27 protein-coding genes are annotated in these 16632 nt (G+C 42.2%); all 27 read left to right on the top strand.

All coding sequences use genetic code 11. The features are described from left to right. The first annotated feature begins 8 nt into the window (after nt 1–8). A complete protein-coding gene (gene fusA / locus BGM23_RS00340; protein ID WP_003235056.1) occupies nt 9–2087 on the top strand; it encodes an elongation factor G in 2079 nt (692 codons plus the stop codon). A 119-nt stretch (nt 2088–2206) separates the two neighbouring features. Next, entirely contained in the window at nt 2207–3397 is a 1191-nt protein-coding gene (gene tuf / locus BGM23_RS00335) for an elongation factor Tu (protein WP_003235058.1), read from the top strand. Between the two features lie 99 nt (nt 3398–3496). Further along, complete coding sequence (locus tag BGM23_RS00330) at nt 3497–4453, top strand: alpha/beta fold hydrolase (protein ID WP_015715118.1); 957 nt, start codon at nt 3497–3499, stop codon at nt 4451–4453. Nucleotides 4454–4689: 236 nt separating this feature from the next. Next, on the top strand, nt 4690–4998 hold the full coding sequence (gene rpsJ / locus BGM23_RS00325) for a 30S ribosomal protein S10 (protein WP_003156464.1): 309 nt from the start codon (nt 4690–4692) through the stop codon (nt 4996–4998). 39 nt (nt 4999–5037) lie between these two features. After that, nucleotides 5038–5667, top strand: a complete 630-nt coding sequence (gene rplC / locus BGM23_RS00320; protein ID WP_004399671.1) for a 50S ribosomal protein L3 — start codon at nt 5038–5040, stop codon at nt 5665–5667. Nucleotides 5668–5694: 27 nt separating this feature from the next. Next, nucleotides 5695–6318, top strand: a complete 624-nt coding sequence (gene rplD / locus BGM23_RS00315) for a 50S ribosomal protein L4 (protein ID WP_004399658.1) — start codon at nt 5695–5697, stop codon at nt 6316–6318. Beyond that, complete coding sequence (rplW, locus tag BGM23_RS00310; RefSeq protein WP_003156467.1) at nt 6318–6605, top strand: 50S ribosomal protein L23; 288 nt, start codon at nt 6318–6320, stop codon at nt 6603–6605. Before rplD ends, rplW begins: the two co-directional genes overlap by 1 nt. Nucleotides 6606–6636: 31 nt before the next feature. After that, complete coding sequence (gene rplB / locus BGM23_RS00305) at nt 6637–7470, top strand: 50S ribosomal protein L2 (protein ID WP_003225795.1); 834 nt, start codon at nt 6637–6639, stop codon at nt 7468–7470. 57 nt (nt 7471–7527) lie between these two features. After that, on the top strand, nt 7528–7806 hold the full coding sequence (gene rpsS, locus BGM23_RS00300; RefSeq protein ID WP_003156472.1) for a 30S ribosomal protein S19: 279 nt from the start codon (nt 7528–7530) through the stop codon (nt 7804–7806). A gap of 16 nt (nt 7807–7822) precedes the next feature. Next, nucleotides 7823–8164: a 50S ribosomal protein L22 gene (gene rplV, locus BGM23_RS00295; protein WP_003156475.1), complete on the top strand. Its 342-nt coding sequence runs from the start codon at nt 7823–7825 to the stop codon at nt 8162–8164. A gap of 3 nt (nt 8165–8167) precedes the next feature. Continuing rightward, nucleotides 8168–8824, top strand: coding sequence for a 30S ribosomal protein S3 (rpsC, locus tag BGM23_RS00290; RefSeq protein ID WP_003242001.1), 657 nt, complete (start codon nt 8168–8170; stop codon nt 8822–8824). Between the two features lies 1 nt (nt 8825). Then, a complete protein-coding gene (gene rplP / locus BGM23_RS00285; protein WP_003225801.1) occupies nt 8826–9260 on the top strand; it encodes a 50S ribosomal protein L16 in 435 nt (144 codons plus the stop codon). Then, complete coding sequence (gene rpmC, locus BGM23_RS00280; protein ID WP_003156482.1) at nt 9250–9450, top strand: 50S ribosomal protein L29; 201 nt, start codon at nt 9250–9252, stop codon at nt 9448–9450. Before rplP ends, rpmC begins: the two co-directional genes overlap by 11 nt. A gap of 22 nt (nt 9451–9472) precedes the next feature. Continuing rightward, complete coding sequence (rpsQ, locus tag BGM23_RS00275) at nt 9473–9736, top strand: 30S ribosomal protein S17 (protein ID WP_003225804.1); 264 nt, start codon at nt 9473–9475, stop codon at nt 9734–9736. 40 nt (nt 9737–9776) lie between these two features. Beyond that, nucleotides 9777–10145: a 50S ribosomal protein L14 gene (rplN, locus tag BGM23_RS00270; RefSeq protein WP_003225805.1), complete on the top strand. Its 369-nt coding sequence runs from the start codon at nt 9777–9779 to the stop codon at nt 10143–10145. 36 nt (nt 10146–10181) lie between these two features. Next, nucleotides 10182–10493 carry a 50S ribosomal protein L24 gene (gene rplX, locus BGM23_RS00265; protein WP_003156486.1) on the top strand — a complete coding sequence of 104 codons (312 nt, stop codon included), beginning with the start codon at nt 10182–10184 and terminating at the stop codon, nt 10491–10493. A 26-nt stretch (nt 10494–10519) separates the two neighbouring features. Beyond that, a complete protein-coding gene (rplE, locus tag BGM23_RS00260; protein ID WP_003225809.1) occupies nt 10520–11059 on the top strand; it encodes a 50S ribosomal protein L5 in 540 nt (179 codons plus the stop codon). A 22-nt stretch (nt 11060–11081) separates the two neighbouring features. Then, entirely contained in the window at nt 11082–11267 is a 186-nt protein-coding gene (gene rpsN, locus BGM23_RS00255; protein ID WP_003156488.1) for a 30S ribosomal protein S14, read from the top strand. A gap of 31 nt (nt 11268–11298) precedes the next feature. Then, the gene (rpsH, locus tag BGM23_RS00250) at nt 11299–11697 is read left to right on the top strand and encodes a 30S ribosomal protein S8 (protein ID WP_003241998.1); all 399 of its coding nucleotides are present in this window, start codon (nt 11299–11301) and stop codon (nt 11695–11697) included. A gap of 29 nt (nt 11698–11726) precedes the next feature. Then, on the top strand, nt 11727–12266 hold the full coding sequence (gene rplF / locus BGM23_RS00245; protein WP_004399690.1) for a 50S ribosomal protein L6: 540 nt from the start codon (nt 11727–11729) through the stop codon (nt 12264–12266). Nucleotides 12267–12298: 32 nt separating this feature from the next. Beyond that, nucleotides 12299–12661, top strand: coding sequence for a 50S ribosomal protein L18 (gene rplR / locus BGM23_RS00240; protein ID WP_003225816.1), 363 nt, complete (start codon nt 12299–12301; stop codon nt 12659–12661). Nucleotides 12662–12685: 24 nt separating this feature from the next. Beyond that, the gene (rpsE, locus tag BGM23_RS00235; protein ID WP_003328273.1) at nt 12686–13186 is read left to right on the top strand and encodes a 30S ribosomal protein S5; all 501 of its coding nucleotides are present in this window, start codon (nt 12686–12688) and stop codon (nt 13184–13186) included. A 13-nt stretch (nt 13187–13199) separates the two neighbouring features. Next, nucleotides 13200–13379: a 50S ribosomal protein L30 gene (gene rpmD, locus BGM23_RS00230; protein WP_003156497.1), complete on the top strand. Its 180-nt coding sequence runs from the start codon at nt 13200–13202 to the stop codon at nt 13377–13379. A 30-nt stretch (nt 13380–13409) separates the two neighbouring features. Further along, nucleotides 13410–13850, top strand: coding sequence for a 50S ribosomal protein L15 (rplO, locus tag BGM23_RS00225; protein ID WP_003225819.1), 441 nt, complete (start codon nt 13410–13412; stop codon nt 13848–13850). Nucleotide 13851: 1 nt separating this feature from the next. Beyond that, nucleotides 13852–15147 carry a preprotein translocase subunit SecY gene (gene secY / locus BGM23_RS00220; RefSeq protein WP_004399662.1) on the top strand — a complete coding sequence of 432 codons (1296 nt, stop codon included), beginning with the start codon at nt 13852–13854 and terminating at the stop codon, nt 15145–15147. A gap of 54 nt (nt 15148–15201) precedes the next feature. Beyond that, nucleotides 15202–15855: an adenylate kinase gene (locus BGM23_RS00215; protein WP_029727021.1), complete on the top strand. Its 654-nt coding sequence runs from the start codon at nt 15202–15204 to the stop codon at nt 15853–15855. Next, on the top strand, nt 15852–16598 hold the full coding sequence (gene map / locus BGM23_RS00210) for a type I methionyl aminopeptidase (RefSeq protein WP_003225828.1): 747 nt from the start codon (nt 15852–15854) through the stop codon (nt 16596–16598). The genes BGM23_RS00215 and map overlap by 4 nt, the downstream gene beginning before the upstream one ends. Nucleotides 16599–16632 lie beyond the last annotated feature (34 nt).

Raw genomic sequence — 16632 nt, 5'->3', positions numbered from 1 at the left:
ATTACCCAATGGCAAGAGAGTTCTCCTTAGAAAAAACTCGTAATATCGGTATCATGGCTCACATCGATGCCGGTAAAACGACTACTACAGAACGTATCTTGTTCTATACTGGTCGTATCCACAAAATTGGTGAAACTCATGAAGGAGCTTCACAAATGGACTGGATGGAGCAGGAACAAGAACGTGGTATCACAATCACTTCCGCTGCGACAACTGCACAGTGGAAAGGATACCGCGTAAACATCATCGATACTCCAGGACACGTAGACTTCACAGTTGAAGTTGAACGTTCTCTTCGTGTACTTGATGGTGCTGTTGCTGTACTTGACGCGCAATCAGGCGTTGAGCCTCAAACAGAAACTGTTTGGCGTCAGGCAACAACTTATGGAGTACCGCGTATCGTTTTTGTTAACAAAATGGACAAAATCGGTGCAGACTTCCTTTACTCTGTAGGAACTTTAAGAGACCGTCTTCAAGCAAACGCTCATGCAATTCAATTGCCGATCGGTGCTGAAGATAACTTCGAAGGTATCATTGACCTTGTAGAAAACGTTGCGTATTTCTACGAAGATGACCTCGGAACTCGTTCTGATGCAAAAGAAATCCCTGAAGAGTACAAAGAGCAAGCTGAAGAGCTTCGCAACAGCCTTATTGAAGCTGTATGTGAGCTTGATGAAGAGCTTATGGATAAGTACCTTGAGGGTGAAGAAATCACAATTGACGAGTTAAAAGCAGGAATTCGTAAAGGTACATTAAATGTTGAATTCTACCCTGTTCTTGTTGGTTCTGCCTTCAAAAACAAAGGTGTTCAACTAGTACTTGATGCTGTTCTTGACTACCTTCCTGCACCAACTGACGTTGCTGCAATCAAAGGTACACGTCCTGATACAAATGAAGAGATTGAGCGTCATTCTTCTGACGAAGAGCCATTCTCTGCATTAGCATTTAAAGTTATGACTGACCCTTACGTTGGTAAGTTGACGTTCTTCCGTGTGTACTCTGGAACACTTGATTCTGGTTCATACGTGAAAAACTCTACTAAAGGCAAACGTGAGCGTGTTGGACGTATTCTTCAAATGCACGCTAACAGCCGTGAAGAAATCTCTACTGTATACGCAGGGGATATCGCAGCTGCTGTAGGTCTAAAAGATACAACTACTGGAGATACTCTATGTGATGAGAAGGATCTTGTTATCCTTGAGTCAATGGAATTCCCAGAACCAGTTATCGACGTTGCTATTGAGCCTAAATCAAAAGCTGACCAAGATAAAATGGGTATCGCTTTAGCGAAACTTGCTGAAGAAGATCCTACATTCCGTACTCAAACAAACCCAGAAACTGGCCAAACGATCATCTCTGGTATGGGTGAACTTCACCTTGATATCATTGTTGACCGTATGAAACGCGAATTTAAAGTAGAAGCCAATGTTGGTGCTCCTCAAGTTGCGTACCGTGAAACATTCCGTACCGGTGCAAAAGTTGAAGGTAAATTCGTACGTCAGTCTGGTGGACGCGGTCAGTTCGGACACGTTTGGATCGAATTCGAACCAAACGAAGAAGGCGCTGGCTTTGAATTTGAAAATGCGATTGTCGGTGGGGTCGTTCCTCGTGAATACATCCCAGCTGTTCAAGCAGGTCTGGAAGATGCACTCGAAAATGGTGTACTAGCAGGCTTCCCGCTTATCGACATTAAAGCTAAACTTTTCGACGGTTCTTACCATGATGTTGACTCAAACGAAATGGCATTTAAAGTCGCTGCTTCTATGGCATTGAAAAATGCAGTCAGCAAATGTAACCCAGTTCTTCTTGAACCAATCATGAAAGTGGAAGTGGTTATTCCAGAAGAATATATGGGAGATATCATGGGTGATATCACTTCACGTCGCGGACGCGTAGAAGGTATGGAAGCACGCGGTAACGCTCAAGTTGTTCGTGCTATGGTTCCTCTTGCTGAAATGTTCGGTTACGCTACTGCACTTCGTTCTAATACGCAAGGTCGCGGTACGTTCACTATGCACATGGATCACTACGAAGAAGTGCCGAAGAGCGTCGCAGAAGAAATTATCAAAAAAAATAAAGGCGAATAATTGATTTTGCCGCTTAACTCAAGTATAACTACTATTGTAAGATGAGGAAGTGAAAGCTTTCTTTCACTTCCTATCACTCTATACATTACTAATTAAAAGCTCTTAAGGAGGATTTTAGAATGGCTAAAGAAAAATTCGACCGTTCCAAATCACATGCCAATATTGGTACAATTGGACACGTTGACCATGGTAAAACAACTTTAACTGCTGCTATCACAACAGTACTTCATAAGAAATCTGGTAAAGGTACAGCTATGGCGTACGATCAAATTGATGGTGCTCCAGAAGAACGCGAGCGCGGTATCACAATCTCTACTGCACACGTTGAGTACGAAACTGAAACTCGTCACTATGCACACGTTGACTGCCCAGGACACGCTGACTATGTTAAAAACATGATCACTGGTGCTGCGCAAATGGACGGAGCTATCCTTGTAGTATCTGCTGCTGATGGCCCAATGCCACAAACTCGTGAGCACATCCTTCTTTCTAAAAACGTTGGTGTACCATACATCGTTGTATTCTTAAACAAATGCGACATGGTAGACGACGAAGAGCTTCTTGAACTAGTTGAAATGGAAGTTCGCGATCTTCTTAGCGAATACGACTTCCCTGGTGATGATGTACCAGTTGTTAAAGGTTCTGCTCTTAAAGCTCTTGAAGGAGACGCTGAGTGGGAAGCTAAAATCTTCGAACTTATGGATGCGGTTGATGAGTACATCCCAACTCCAGAACGCGACACTGAAAAACCATTCATGATGCCAGTTGAGGACGTATTCTCAATCACTGGTCGTGGTACAGTTGCTACTGGCCGTGTAGAACGCGGACAAGTTAAAGTCGGTGACGAAGTTGAAATCATCGGTCTTCAAGAAGAGAACAAGAAAACAACTGTTACAGGTGTTGAAATGTTCCGTAAGCTTCTTGATTACGCTGAAGCTGGTGACAATATTGGTGCCCTTCTTCGCGGTGTATCTCGTGAAGAAATCCAACGTGGTCAAGTACTTGCTAAACCAGGTACAATCACTCCACACAGCAAATTCAAAGCTGAAGTTTACGTTCTTTCTAAAGAAGAGGGTGGACGTCATACTCCATTCTTCTCTAACTACCGTCCTCAGTTCTACTTCCGTACAACTGACGTAACTGGTATCATCCATCTTCCAGAAGGCGTAGAAATGGTTATGCCTGGAGATAACACTGAAATGAACGTTGAACTTATTTCTACAATCGCTATCGAAGAAGGAACTCGTTTCTCTATTCGTGAAGGCGGACGTACTGTTGGTTCAGGCGTTGTTTCTACAATCACTGAGTAATAGTATGATTTTAAACGAGACCCCTACGGGTCTCGTTTTTTTGTTTGCTTATCATTTTCTTGTATAATAGGATCTATCATATTCGAGGGGTTAATATTTATGATTCCTGAAAAGAAATCAATCGCAATCATGAAAGAACTAAGCATTGGAAATACAAAGCAAATGCTGATGATTAATGGAGTTGACGTGAAAAATCCATTGCTGCTTTTTTTACATGGCGGGCCGGGAACGCCGCAAATCGGATATGTTAGACATTATCAAAAAGAGCTGGAACAGTATTTTACAGTAGTTCATTGGGATCAGAGAGGATCGGGGCTTTCTTATTCTAAGCGAATTTCGCATCACTCTATGACAATAGATCACTTCATTAAAGATACAATCCAAGTCACTCAATGGCTTTTAGCTCATTTTTCAAAATCAAAACTTTACCTAGTCGGTCATTCTTGGGGGTCAATACTGGCGCTTCATGTGCTGCAGCAGTGTCCTGATTTATTTTACGCGTATTATGGAATCAGCCAGGTTGTTAACCCTCACGATGAAGAATCAACTGCTTATCAAAATATTCGTGAAATTTCTAAATCAAAAAAAGCCAGCTTATTATCTTTCCTCACACGTTTCATTGGTGCTCCGCCTTGGAAGCAGGATATCCAGCACCTTATCTATCGGTTTTGTGTCGAGCTAAGCAGGGGAGGCTTCACTCGCCGTCATCGTCAATCTCTAGCTGTATTATTTCAAATGCTTACTGGCAATGAGTATGGAGTGCGGAACATGCACAGCTTCCTCAATGGATTGCGCTTCAGTAAAAAACATTTAACTGGTGAGTTGTACCGGTTTAATGCTTTTACATCAGTTCCTTCTATTAAAGTACCGTGTGTTTTCATTTCAGGGAAACATGACTTAATTGTTCCTGCTGAAATATCGAAACAGTATTATCAAGTGCTTGAGGCACCCGAAAAGCGCTGGTTTCAATTTGAGAACTCAGCTCACACCCCGCATATTGAGGAGCCGGCATTATTCGCGAACACATTAAGTCGACATGCACGACACCATTTATGATAGATCCTTGATAAATAAGAAAAACCCCTGTATAATAAAAAAAGTGTGCAAATCATGCATATTTTAAATAAGTCTTGCAACATGCGCCTATTTTCTGTATAATGGTGTATGTTGGTCTTTGACTGCGATGAAGTGAGAGGTTGCTGACACACCCGGCCGCTTTGCCATGGCAAGGTGTTCAGGTTTTTCTCACGGAGAACTGTCTAACGTGATGTAGGCGAAAAGGAGGGAAAATAATGGCAAAACAAAAAATTCGTATTCGTTTGAAAGCATATGATCATAGAATCCTTGATCAATCTGCAGAGAAGATTGTTGAAACGGCAAAACGTTCTGGTGCCAGCGTATCTGGTCCGATTCCGTTGCCAACTGAAAAATCAGTTTACACAATCCTTCGTGCGGTGCACAAATACAAAGATTCTCGTGAGCAATTTGAAATGCGTACACATAAACGTTTAATCGACATTGTGAACCCAACACCACAAACTGTTGATGCTCTTATGCGATTAGACTTACCATCTGGTGTCGATATCGAAATTAAACTTTAATTCCAAAATATAGAATGATCTTAATAGGAGGTGTGACGAATGACCAAAGGAATCTTAGGAAGAAAAATTGGTATGACGCAAGTATTCGCTGAGAATGGTGATCTTATTCCGGTAACTGTTATCGAGGCTGCTCCAAACGTTGTTCTTCAAAAGAAAACAGCTGAAAACGACGGTTACGAAGCAATCCAGCTTGGTTTTGACGACAAGCGTGAAAAGCTTTCTAACAAACCTGAAAAAGGGCACGTTGCAAAAGCGGAAACTGCTCCTAAGCGCTTCGTTAAAGAATTACGCGGAGTGGAAATGGATGCGTATGAAGTTGGTCAGGAAGTCAAGGTTGAAATTTTCTCTGCTGGAGAAATCGTAGATGTAACAGGAGTATCTAAAGGTAAAGGTTTCCAAGGTGCAATCAAGCGCCACGGACAATCTCGCGGACCTATGTCTCACGGTTCACGCTACCACCGTCGTCCTGGTTCAATGGGACCTGTAGATCCTAACCGTGTATTCAAAGGTAAATTATTACCTGGACGTATGGGCGGAGAGCAAATCACTGTTCAAAACCTTGAAATCGTAAAAGTTGATGCAGAACGCAATCTTCTTTTGATCAAAGGTAACGTACCTGGTGCGAAGAAATCTTTAATCACTGTTAAAAGTGCTGTTAAATCTAAATAATTCTCTTAGGAAAGGAGGAAATTGATTATGCCAAAAGTAGCATTATACAACCAAAACGGTTCTACTGCTGGTGACATCGAATTAAACGCTTCTGTATTTGGTATCGAACCAAATGAGAGTGTTGTATTCGACGCTATTCTTATGCAAAGAGCTTCCTTACGTCAAGGAACTCACAAAGTAAAAAATCGTTCTGAAGTACGCGGCGGAGGTCGTAAACCATGGCGTCAAAAAGGTACTGGACGTGCCCGTCAAGGTTCAATCCGTTCACCGCAATGGCGCGGAGGTGGTGTCGTATTCGGCCCAACACCACGCAGCTATTCTTATAAATTACCTAAAAAAGTTCGCCGCTTGGCAATCAAATCAGTATTGTCTTCTAAAGTGATCGACAACAACATCATCGTTCTTGAAGATCTTACTCTTGATACGGCTAAAACAAAAGAAATGGCAGCTATCCTTAAAGGATTATCTGTTGAGAAAAAAGCTTTAATCGTAACTGCGGATGCAAACGAAGCAGTAGCATTATCTGCTCGTAACATTCCTGGAGTTACTGTTGTTGAAGCTAACGGAATCAACGTTTTAGACGTTGTCAACCACGAGAAGCTTCTGATTACAAAAGCAGCGGTTGAAAAAGTAGAGGAGGTGCTTGCATAATGAAAGATCCTCGTGATGTTCTAAAGCGCCCCGTCATTACTGAACGTTCTGCTGATTTAATGACTGAAAAGAAATATACTTTTGAAGTTGATGTAAGAGCTAACAAAACAGAAGTGAAAGACGCGGTTGAAAGCATCTTTGGAGTGAAAGTTGACAAAGTCAACATCATGAACTACAAAGGCAAATCAAAACGTGTTGGACGCTACACTGGTATGACTAGCCGTCGCAGAAAAGCGATCGTAAAACTTACTGCAGACAGCAAAGAAATCGAAATTTTTGAAGCTTAATTATCTGTAAAAAGAAGGAGGGAAATTCAAAATGGCGATTAAAAAGTATAAACCGACCTCTAATGGACGTCGTGGTATGACAACTTCAGATTTTGCTGAAATCACGACTGACAAGCCGGAAAAATCCTTGCTTGCTCCCCTTCACAAAAAAGGCGGACGTAACAACCAAGGTAAATTGACTGTACGTCACCAAGGTGGCGGACATAAACGCCAATACCGTGTTATCGACTTCAAACGCGATAAAGATGGTATACCTGGACGCGTTGCTACAGTTGAATACGATCCAAACCGTTCAGCTAACATCGCTCTAATCAACTATGCAGACGGAGAAAAACGTTACATTCTTGCTCCTAAAGGAATTCAAGTAGGTACTGAAATCATGTCAGGTCCTGAAGCTGACATTAAAGTAGGTAATGCACTTCCACTTATCAACATCCCTGTTGGTACAGTTGTGCATAACATTGAATTAAAACCTGGTAAAGGCGGACAGCTTGTACGTTCAGCTGGTACATCTGCTCAGGTTCTTGGTAAAGAAGGTAAATACGTTCTTGTACGTCTTAACTCTGGTGAAGTTCGCATGATCCTTTCTGCTTGCCGTGCTTCTATCGGTCAAGTAGGTAACGAACAGCACGAACTTATTAACATTGGTAAAGCTGGACGTTCTCGCTGGAAAGGCATCCGTCCTACAGTTCGTGGTTCTGTAATGAACCCTAACGATCACCCACACGGTGGTGGTGAAGGACGTGCGCCAATCGGACGTAAATCACCAATGTCTCCATGGGGCAAACCAACTCTTGGATTCAAGACTCGTAAGAAAAAGAACAAATCCGATAAATTTATCGTACGTCGTCGTAAAAATAAATAACGGGGTTGTCTACGGTTCTTTTCGGACCGTAGTGCAATCACGAAGGGAGGTTCCAAAATGGCTCGCAGCTTAAAAAAAGGACCATTTGTCGATGGACACTTGATGACTAAAATCGAGAAATTAAATGAAACAGACAAGAAACAAGTCGTAAAAACTTGGTCTCGTCGTTCTACTATTTTCCCACAGTTTATTGGTCACACAATCGCAGTCTATGACGGACGTAAACACGTGCCTGTATTCATCTCTGAAGATATGGTAGGGCACAAGTTGGGTGAATTCGCTCCAACTCGTACGTACAAAGGTCATGCTAGTGATGACAAAAAAACAAGACGCTAAGAGAGGAGGCTTTTAAATGCAAGCTAAAGCTGTTGCAAGAACAGTCCGTATTGCTCCTCGTAAAGCACGTCTAGTAATGGACCTGATTCGAGGCAAGCAAGTAGGTGAGGCAGTATCAATCTTGAACCTTACACCAAGAGCTGCTTCTCCAATTATCGAGAAAGTATTAAAATCCGCTATTGCAAATGCTGAGCATAACTATGAAATGGACGCTAACAACCTGGTTATTTCTCAAGCATTCGTTGACGAAGGCCCTACGTTAAAAAGATTCCGCCCACGTGCTATGGGACGTGCGAGCCAAATCAACAAACGTACGAGCCACATTACAATCGTTGTATCAGAAAAGAAGGAGGGATAAGTAGTGGGTCAAAAGGTAAATCCAGTCGGTCTTCGTATCGGAGTCATTCGTGATTGGGAATCTAAGTGGTACGCTGGTAAAGATTACGCTGACTTCCTGCACGAAGATTTAAAAATTCGTGAATACATTAGCAAACGCCTTTCTGACGCTTCTGTTTCTAAAGTAGAAATCGAGCGTGCAGCAAACCGCGTTAACATTACGATCCACACAGCTAAGCCTGGTATGGTTATCGGTAAAGGCGGTTCTGAAGTCGAAGCACTTCGCAAAGCCCTTAACAGCCTTACTGGCAAGCGTGTACACATTAACATTCTTGAAATTAAAAGAGCAGATCTTGATGCACAGCTAGTTGCTGACAACATCGCTCGTCAATTAGAAAACCGTGTTTCTTTCCGCCGTGCGCAGAAACAACAAATCCAACGTACTATGCGTGCTGGAGCACAAGGTGTGAAAACAATGGTTTCTGGTCGTCTTGGCGGTGCAGATATCGCTCGTTCTGAATACTACAGTGAAGGAACTGTTCCATTGCACACATTACGTGCGGACATTGACTATGCAACATCTGAAGCTGATACTACTTACGGTAAGCTTGGTGTAAAAGTCTGGATCTATCGTGGAGAGGTTCTTCCTACTAAGAAGAAAACTGAGGAAGGAGGAAAATAATATGTTATTACCAAAACGCGTTAAATATCGCAGAGAGCATCGCGGAAAAATGCGTGGCCGTGCGAAAGGCGGTACTGAAGTACATTTCGGAGAATTCGGTATCCAAGCTCTTGAAGCTTCTTGGATTACTAACCGTCAAATCGAAGCTGCACGTATTGCGATGACTCGTTACATGAAACGTGGCGGTAAAGTTTGGATCAAAATTTTCCCTTCTAAACCTTACACTGCTAAACCACTTGAGGTACGTATGGGATCCGGTAAAGGGGCTCCAGAAGGTTGGGTAGCTGTTGTAAAACCGGGCAAAGTTTTATTTGAAATTTCTGGTGTGTCTGAAGAGGTTGCTCGTGAAGCGCTTCGCCTTGCATCTCACAAATTGCCAATTAAAACGAAGTTCGTAAAACGTGAAGAAATTGGTGGTGAATCAAATGAAAGCTAATGAAATTCGTGACCTTACCACTGCTGAAATTGAACAAAAAGTAAAGTCTCTTAAAGAAGAACTTTTCAATCTTCGCTTTCAATTAGCGACAGGACAACTTGAAAATACTGCTCGCATTCGTGAAGTGCGCAAAGCTATCGCGCGCATGAAAACTGTGATTCGTGAAAGAGAAATTGCTGCTAATAAATAATCACTGAGGGGAGGTCGTGAGCATGAGCGAACGTAACCAACGCAAAGTTTACCAAGGCCGTGTTGTTTCTGACAAAATGGATAAAACCATTACTGTTGTTGTTGAGACATACAAAAAACATACACTTTACGGTAAACGCGTAAAATACTCAAAAAAATTCAAAGCACATGATGAAAATAATCAAGCTAAAATCGGTGACATCGTTAAGATCATGGAAACTCGTCCATTGTCTGCAACTAAGCGTTTCCGTCTAGTTGAAGTTGTCGAAGAAGCTGTTATTATCTAATAAAGTTCGGAATTCTTTTTCCGAAGGGAGGTAACAAATAATGATTCAACAAGAGACTCGTTTAAAAGTAGCTGACAACTCTGGCGCACGTGAAGTACTTACTATTAAAGTTCTTGGTGGTTCTGGACGTAAAACAGCTAACATTGGTGATGTAATTGTTTGCACGGTTAAACAAGCAACACCAGGAGGCGTTGTCAAAAAAGGTGAAGTCGTAAAAGCTGTTATCGTTCGCACTAAAAGCGGAGCGCGCAGAAGTGACGGTTCATACATCAGCTTCGATGAGAATGCATGTGTTATCATCCGTGACGACAAGAGCCCACGCGGAACTCGTATCTTCGGACCAGTTGCTCGTGAATTGCGTGAAAACAACTTTATGAAAATTGTTTCTCTAGCTCCAGAAGTTATCTAATGAAATAAATGCCTTACTCAAGGAGGTGCGATCAGGATGCATGTAAAAAAAGGCGATAAAGTTATGGTTATCTCTGGTAAAGATAAAGGCAAACAAGGAACAATCCTTGCTGCTTTCCCTAAAAAGGACCGCGTTTTAGTTGAAGGTGTTAACATGGTAAAGAAACACTCTAAACCAACTCAAGCTAACCCTCAAGGCGGTATTTCTAATCAAGAGGCGCCAATTCATGTATCAAACGTTATGCCGCTCGATCCTAAAACAGGTGAAGTGACTCGCGTAGGATACAAAGTGGAAGATGGCAAAAAAGTTCGTGTAGCAAAAAAATCTGGGCAAGTTCTAGATAAATAGTATTAAAAGGAAGGGAGGTCTATCTCATGAACCGCCTTAAAGAAAAGTACAATAAAGAAATTGCACCTGCTTTAATGACTAAGTTCAACTATGATTCAGTCATGCAAGTGCCTAAAATCGAAAAAATCGTAATCAACATGGGTGTTGGTGACGCTGTTCAAAACGCCAAAGCAATCGACAGTGCTGTTGAAGAATTAACGTTTATCGCAGGTCAAAAACCTGTCGTTACTCGTGCGAAGAAATCAATTGCTGGATTCCGTCTTCGTGAGGGAATGCCTATCGGTGCGAAAGTAACTCTTCGCGGAGAGCGCATGTATGATTTCCTTGATAAACTTATTTCTGTATCTTTACCGCGTGTACGTGACTTCCGCGGGGTTTCTAAAAAATCTTTCGACGGTCGCGGTAACTACACACTTGGTATCAAAGAACAGTTAATCTTCCCTGAAATTGACTACGATAAAGTAACAAAGGTTCGCGGAATGGACATCGTTATCGTAACAACTGCTAATACTGACGAAGAAGCTCGTGAGCTATTAACTCAAGTAGGTATGCCGTTCCAGAAATAATCAATGAAAGGGAGGCGAAATCGTGGCTAAAAAGTCTATGATTGCGAAACAACAACGTACACCAAAGTTTAAAGTACAAGAGTACACACGCTGTGAACGCTGCGGACGTCCGCATTCAGTCATTCGTAAATTTAAACTTTGCCGTATTTGTTTCCGTGAGCTTGCATATAAAGGACAAATTCCTGGCGTGAAAAAAGCCAGCTGGTAATCCCCAAGAAAGGGAAGGAGGTAATTATATAATGGTTATGACAGATCCAATTGCAGATATGCTAACTCGTATTCGCAATGCAAACATGGTACGTCATGAGAAGCTTGAAATTCCTGCTTCTAAATTGAAAAGAGAAATTGCTGAAATTTTAAAGCGTGAAGGTTTCATTCGTGACGTTGAGTTCGTAGAAGACAGCAAACAAGGTATTATCCGCGTTTTCTTGAAATACGGACAAAACAACGAGCGCGTTATCACTGGTCTTAAAAGAATCAGCAAGCCTGGTTTGCGTGTTTATGCTAAATCTAATGAAGTACCCCGCGTACTTAACGGTCTTGGAATCGCGATTATTTCTACATCACAAGGTGTTTTAACGGACAAAGAAGCCCGTGCAAAACAAGCTGGTGGAGAAGTTCTAGCATACGTTTGGTAAGAAGTTTAACATGAATGGAGGTGTTTGGTATGTCTCGTGTAGGTAAGAAGCTACTTGAGATTCCTTCTGATGTTACAGTAACGTTAAATGATAACAACACTGTAGCTGTGAAAGGACCAAAAGGAGAATTAACTCGTACGTTTCACCCTGATATGGAGATTAAAGTAGAGGACAATGTGCTTACAGTCGCTCGTCCTTCTGATCAAAAAGAGCACCGTGCCCTGCATGGTACGACTCGCAGTCTGCTTGGCAACATGGTTGAAGGTGTATCTAAAGGATTTGAAAGAGGTTTGGAATTAGTCGGTGTCGGTTACCGTGCTTCTAAATCCGGAAATAAACTTGTTTTAAACGTTGGATACTCTCATCCTGTTGAGATCGTTCCTGAAGAAGGCATCGAAATCGAAGTTCCTTCTCAAACAAAAGTAGTTGTAAAAGGTACAGACAAAGAACGCGTAGGAGCTATTGCTGCTAACATCCGCGCTGTACGTTCTCCAGAGCCTTACAAAGGTAAAGGAATCCGCTACGAAGGTGAAGTTGTTCGCCGTAAAGAAGGTAAATCTGCTAAGTAAGATCGCTTAAAGTGAAGAAAGGAGTGACCTAGATGATTACGAAAACTAGCAAAAATGCTGCTCGTCTTAAAAGACACGCTCGTGTTCGCGCTAAACTTTCCGGTACTGCTGAAAGACCGCGCCTGAACGTTTTCCGTTCTAACAAGCACATTTACGCTCAAATCATCGATGATGTAAATGGTGTAACACTTGCTAGTGCATCTACTCTCGATAAAGACTTGAACGTTGAAAGCACTGGAGATACTTCTGCTGCTACTAAAGTTGGAGAATTAGTTGCAAAACGCGCTGCTGAAAAAGGCATTTCTGACGTAGTATTTGACCGTGGCGGATACTTATACCATGGACGTGTAAAAGCTTTGGCTGATGCCGCTCGTGAAGCTGGACTTAAATTTTAATAAAAGAAGGAGGGACACATGATTATGCGTCGTATTGACCCAAGCAAATTAGAGTTAGAAGAACGCTTAGTTACGGTTAACCGCGTAGCGAAAGTTGTTAAAGGTGGTCGTCGTTTCCGCTTCGCAGCTCTAGTCGTTGTCGGTGACAAAAACGGACACGTAGGATTCGGTACTGGTAAAGCACAAGAAGTACCAGAAGCGATCCGCAAAGCTGTTGAAGATGCGAAAAAGAATTTGATTGAAGTACCAATGGTTGGAACTACAATTCCACACGAAATCATCGGACGTTTCGGTGCAGGTAACATCTTGTTAAAACCTGCTTCTGAAGGTACTGGAGTTATCGCTGGAGGCCCTGTACGTGCGGTACTTGAGCTAGCTGGTGTAGCTGATATCCTTTCTAAGTCTTTAGGTTCTAACACACCGATCAACATGATTCGTGCAACACTTCAAGGTTTAAGTGAACTTAAACGTGCTGAAGACGTTGCGAAGCTTCGTGGAAAATCTGTAGAAGAACTGTTAGGATAAGGAGGGAACATTAATGGCTAAATTAGAAATTACCCTCAAACGAAGTGTAATCGGTCGCCCGGAAGACCAACGCGTTACTGTAAGAACACTTGGTTTAAAGAAAACAAACCAAACTGTTGTTCATGAAGACAACGCTGCGATCCGTGGTATGATTAATAAAGTATCTCATTTAGTTTCTGTTAAAGAACAATAAAAATATTTGATCGGATAAGGAGGTGTCCTAATGAAACTTCATGAATTAAAACCTTCAGAAGGTTCACGCAAAACGCGTAATCGCGTAGGTCGTGGTATTGGTTCTGGCAACGGTAAAACAGCTGGTAAAGGTCACAAAGGTCAAAACGCTCGTTCTGGCGGCGGTGTACGCCCTGGATTCGAGGGGGGACAAATGCCTTTATTCCAACGTCTTCCTAAACGCGGTTTCACTAACATCAACCGCAAGGAATACGCTGTAGTCAACCTAGACAAATTGAACGGTTTTGCAGAAGGAACGGAAGTCACTCCTGAACTTCTTCTAGAGACTGGTGTTATTAGCAAACTTAATGCAGGAGTAAAGATTCTTGGCAACGGTAAATTAGAGAAAAAATTAACTGTAAAAGCCAATAAATTCTCTGCTTCTGCGAAAGAAGCTGTTGAAGCTGCTGGCGGTACAGCTGAGGTGATCTAACTTGTTTAAAACAATCTCCAACTTTATGCGTGTGAGTGATATCAGGAATAAAATCATATTCACTTTACTCATGCTTATCGTCTTTCGCATAGGTGCGTTTATTCCTGTGCCTTACGTTAACGCTGAAGCGTTACAGGCGCAGTCTCAAATGGGTGTTTTTGATCTCCTTAATACATTTGGCGGCGGTGCGCTTTACCAATTTTCCATTTTCGCAATGGGAATTACTCCTTATATCACGGCTTCGATCATCATTCAGCTGCTTCAGATGGATGTTGTACCGAAGTTTACCGAGTGGTCTAAGCAAGGTGAAGTTGGCCGCCGTAAATTAGCTCAGTTCACAAGGTACTTTACGATTGTGCTTGGTTTCATCCAAGCATTAGGTATGTCATATGGATTCAACAATCTGGCAAACGGTATGCTGATCGAAAAATCCGGTGTATCGACATATCTTATCATTGCTTTAGTGCTCACTGGCGGAACTGCCTTTTTAATGTGGCTTGGGGAACAAATTACTTCTCATGGAGTAGGCAACGGAATATCGATCATTATCTTCGCGGGGATTGTGTCTAGTATTCCAAAAACAATTGGGCAAATATATGAGACTCAATTTGTCGGCAGCAACGATCAGTTGTTTATTCATATTGTGAAAGTCGCACTTCTTGTGATTGCGATTTTAGCAGTTATTGTTGGAGTTATTTTCATTCAGCAAGCCGTACGAAAAATTGCGATTCAATATGCTAAAGGCACAGGTCGTTCACCTGCTGGCGGAGGTCAGTCTACACACCTTCCATTGAAAGTGAATCCTGCAGGGGTTATTCCGGTAATCTTTGCGGTTGCGTTTTTGATAACGCCGCGGACGATCGCGTCATTCTTTGGAACAAACGATGTGACAAAGTGGATTCAAAACAACTTTGATAATACGCATCCGGTGGGTATGGCGATATATGTTGCGTTGATTATTGCCTTTACGTACTTTTATGCTTTTGTACAGGTAAACCCTGAACAAATGGCTGATAACCTTAAAAAACAGGGTGGCTATATCCCGGGGGTTCGTCCAGGGAAAATGACTCAAGATAGAATTACGAGCATTTTGTATCGACTTACGTTTGTGGGTTCTATATTCTTAGCCGTGATTTCCATTCTTCCTATCTTTTTCATTCAATTCGCTGGATTGCCTCAAAGTGCACAAATTGGCGGAACATCTTTGTTAATTGTTGTCGGGGTAGCCTTGGAGACAATGAAACAACTAGAAAGCCAGTTGGTGAAACGAAACTACCGTGGATTTATGAAAAACTAGAGGAAATGGATTTATCCATTCCCTCTTAATAAAGAGAGGACGGGGGAAATCCGAATGAACTTAGTCTTAATGGGGCTTCCTGGTGCCGGTAAAGGCACACAGGGCGAACGAATTGTTGAGGATTATGGGATTCCTCATATCTCAACAGGAGATATGTTCCGTGCTGCTATGAAAGAAGAAACACCACTCGGACTCGAAGCAAAATCTTATATTGATAAGGGAGAGCTCGTACCTGACGAAGTCACAATCGGAATTGTAAAAGAGAGACTTGGCAAAGATGATTGTGAAAGAGGTTTTCTTCTGGACGGATTTCCGCGAACAGTCGCTCAAGCCGAAGCTCTTGAAGAAATTCTTGAGGAATACGGCAAGCCGATTGATTATGTCATTAACATTGAAGTCGACAAAGACGCTCTTATGGAACGTCTGACTGGACGCAGAATTTGCAGTGTTTGCGGCACAACCTATCATTTAGTCTTTAATCCGCCGAAAATGCCGGGTATTTGTGATAAAGACGGAGGCGAACTCTATCAACGGGCAGATGATAATGAGGAAACAGTCTCTAAACGGCTTGAGGTAAACATGAAGCAAACTCAGCCTTTACTCGATTTCTATTCAGAGAAAGGTTATCTTGCAAACGTGAATGGCCAGCAGGACATTCAAGACGTTTATGCAGATGTGAAGGATCTTCTTGGAGGATTAAAAAAATGATTATCTGTAAAACCCCACGTGAACTTGGTATCATGCGGGAAGCAGGGCGAATCGTGGCTTTAACTCATGAAGAGTTAAAAAAGCACATTAAACCAGGAATCTCGACAAAAGAATTGGATCAAATTGCCGAACGTTTTATTAAGAAGCAGGGTGCAATCCCATCTTTTAAGGGGTATAATGGGTTTCGCGGGAGCATTTGCGTATCAGTTAATGAAGAACTCGTTCACGGCATACCTGGCAGCAGGGTGCTGAAGGACGGTGACATCATCAGTATTGATATCGGTGCTAAATTAAATGGTTATCATGGTGACTCTGCATGGACATATCCGGTAGGAAACATCAGCGATGATGACAAAAAACTTCTGGAAGTGACAGAGGAGTCTTTATATAAAGGCTTGCAGGAAGCAAAACCAGGTGAACGTTTGTCGAATATTTCCCACGCAATACAAACGTATGTCGAAAATGAGCAGTTTTCAGTTGTTAGGGAGTATGTCGGACATGGTGTTGGTCAAGACTTGCATGAGGACCCGCAAATTCCTCATTACGGTCCGCCCAACAAAGGACCACGGCTTAAACCTGGCATGGTTCTCGCTATTGAACCTATGGTGAACGCTGGCAGCCGCTACGTGAAAACATTGGCTGATAACTGGACGGTTGTAACGGTAGATGGGAAAAAGTGTGCTCATTTTGAACATACGATTGCGATTACGGAAACGGGTTTTGATATACTGACGAGAGTCTAGATGATGAAAATAATTCCGAAGACAGATGTTTTTC

Origin of the sequence: Bacillus sp. FJAT-14266 (assembly GCF_001719225.1) — a bacterium.
GTDB lineage: Bacteria > Bacillota > Bacilli > Bacillales > Bacillaceae > Bacillus > Bacillus subtilis.
This window is presented reverse-complemented; position numbering and strand designations above follow the sequence as displayed.

Bases quoted from the DNA above. Each gene is read 5' to 3' on its own strand.
- fusA (WP_003235056.1), top strand. From the start codon at position 9: ATGGCAAGAGAGTTCTCCTTAGAAAAAACTCGTAATATCGGTATCATG.
- tuf (WP_003235058.1), top strand. From the start codon at position 2,207: ATGGCTAAAGAAAAATTCGACCGTTCCAAATCACATGCCAATATTGGT.
- BGM23_RS00330 (WP_015715118.1), top strand. From the start codon at position 3,497: ATGATTCCTGAAAAGAAATCAATCGCAATCATGAAAGAACTAAGCATT.
- rpsJ (WP_003156464.1), top strand. From the start codon at position 4,690: ATGGCAAAACAAAAAATTCGTATTCGTTTGAAAGCATATGATCATAGA.
- rplC (WP_004399671.1), top strand. From the start codon at position 5,038: ATGACCAAAGGAATCTTAGGAAGAAAAATTGGTATGACGCAAGTATTC.
- rplD (WP_004399658.1), top strand. From the start codon at position 5,695: ATGCCAAAAGTAGCATTATACAACCAAAACGGTTCTACTGCTGGTGAC.
- rplW (WP_003156467.1), top strand. From the start codon at position 6,318: ATGAAAGATCCTCGTGATGTTCTAAAGCGCCCCGTCATTACTGAACGT.
- rplB (WP_003225795.1), top strand. From the start codon at position 6,637: ATGGCGATTAAAAAGTATAAACCGACCTCTAATGGACGTCGTGGTATG.
- rpsS (WP_003156472.1), top strand. From the start codon at position 7,528: ATGGCTCGCAGCTTAAAAAAAGGACCATTTGTCGATGGACACTTGATG.
- rplV (WP_003156475.1), top strand. From the start codon at position 7,823: ATGCAAGCTAAAGCTGTTGCAAGAACAGTCCGTATTGCTCCTCGTAAA.
- rplP (WP_003225801.1), top strand. From the start codon at position 8,826: ATGTTATTACCAAAACGCGTTAAATATCGCAGAGAGCATCGCGGAAAA.
- rpmC (WP_003156482.1), top strand. From the start codon at position 9,250: ATGAAAGCTAATGAAATTCGTGACCTTACCACTGCTGAAATTGAACAA.
- rpsQ (WP_003225804.1), top strand. From the start codon at position 9,473: ATGAGCGAACGTAACCAACGCAAAGTTTACCAAGGCCGTGTTGTTTCT.
- rplN (WP_003225805.1), top strand. From the start codon at position 9,777: ATGATTCAACAAGAGACTCGTTTAAAAGTAGCTGACAACTCTGGCGCA.
- rplX (WP_003156486.1), top strand. From the start codon at position 10,182: ATGCATGTAAAAAAAGGCGATAAAGTTATGGTTATCTCTGGTAAAGAT.
- rplE (WP_003225809.1), top strand. From the start codon at position 10,520: ATGAACCGCCTTAAAGAAAAGTACAATAAAGAAATTGCACCTGCTTTA.
- rpsH (WP_003241998.1), top strand. From the start codon at position 11,299: ATGGTTATGACAGATCCAATTGCAGATATGCTAACTCGTATTCGCAAT.
- rplF (WP_004399690.1), top strand. From the start codon at position 11,727: ATGTCTCGTGTAGGTAAGAAGCTACTTGAGATTCCTTCTGATGTTACA.
- rplR (WP_003225816.1), top strand. From the start codon at position 12,299: ATGATTACGAAAACTAGCAAAAATGCTGCTCGTCTTAAAAGACACGCT.
- rpsE (WP_003328273.1), top strand. From the start codon at position 12,686: ATGCGTCGTATTGACCCAAGCAAATTAGAGTTAGAAGAACGCTTAGTT.
- rpmD (WP_003156497.1), top strand. From the start codon at position 13,200: ATGGCTAAATTAGAAATTACCCTCAAACGAAGTGTAATCGGTCGCCCG.
- rplO (WP_003225819.1), top strand. From the start codon at position 13,410: ATGAAACTTCATGAATTAAAACCTTCAGAAGGTTCACGCAAAACGCGT.
- BGM23_RS00215 (WP_029727021.1), top strand. From the start codon at position 15,202: ATGAACTTAGTCTTAATGGGGCTTCCTGGTGCCGGTAAAGGCACACAG.
- map (WP_003225828.1), top strand. From the start codon at position 15,852: ATGATTATCTGTAAAACCCCACGTGAACTTGGTATCATGCGGGAAGCA.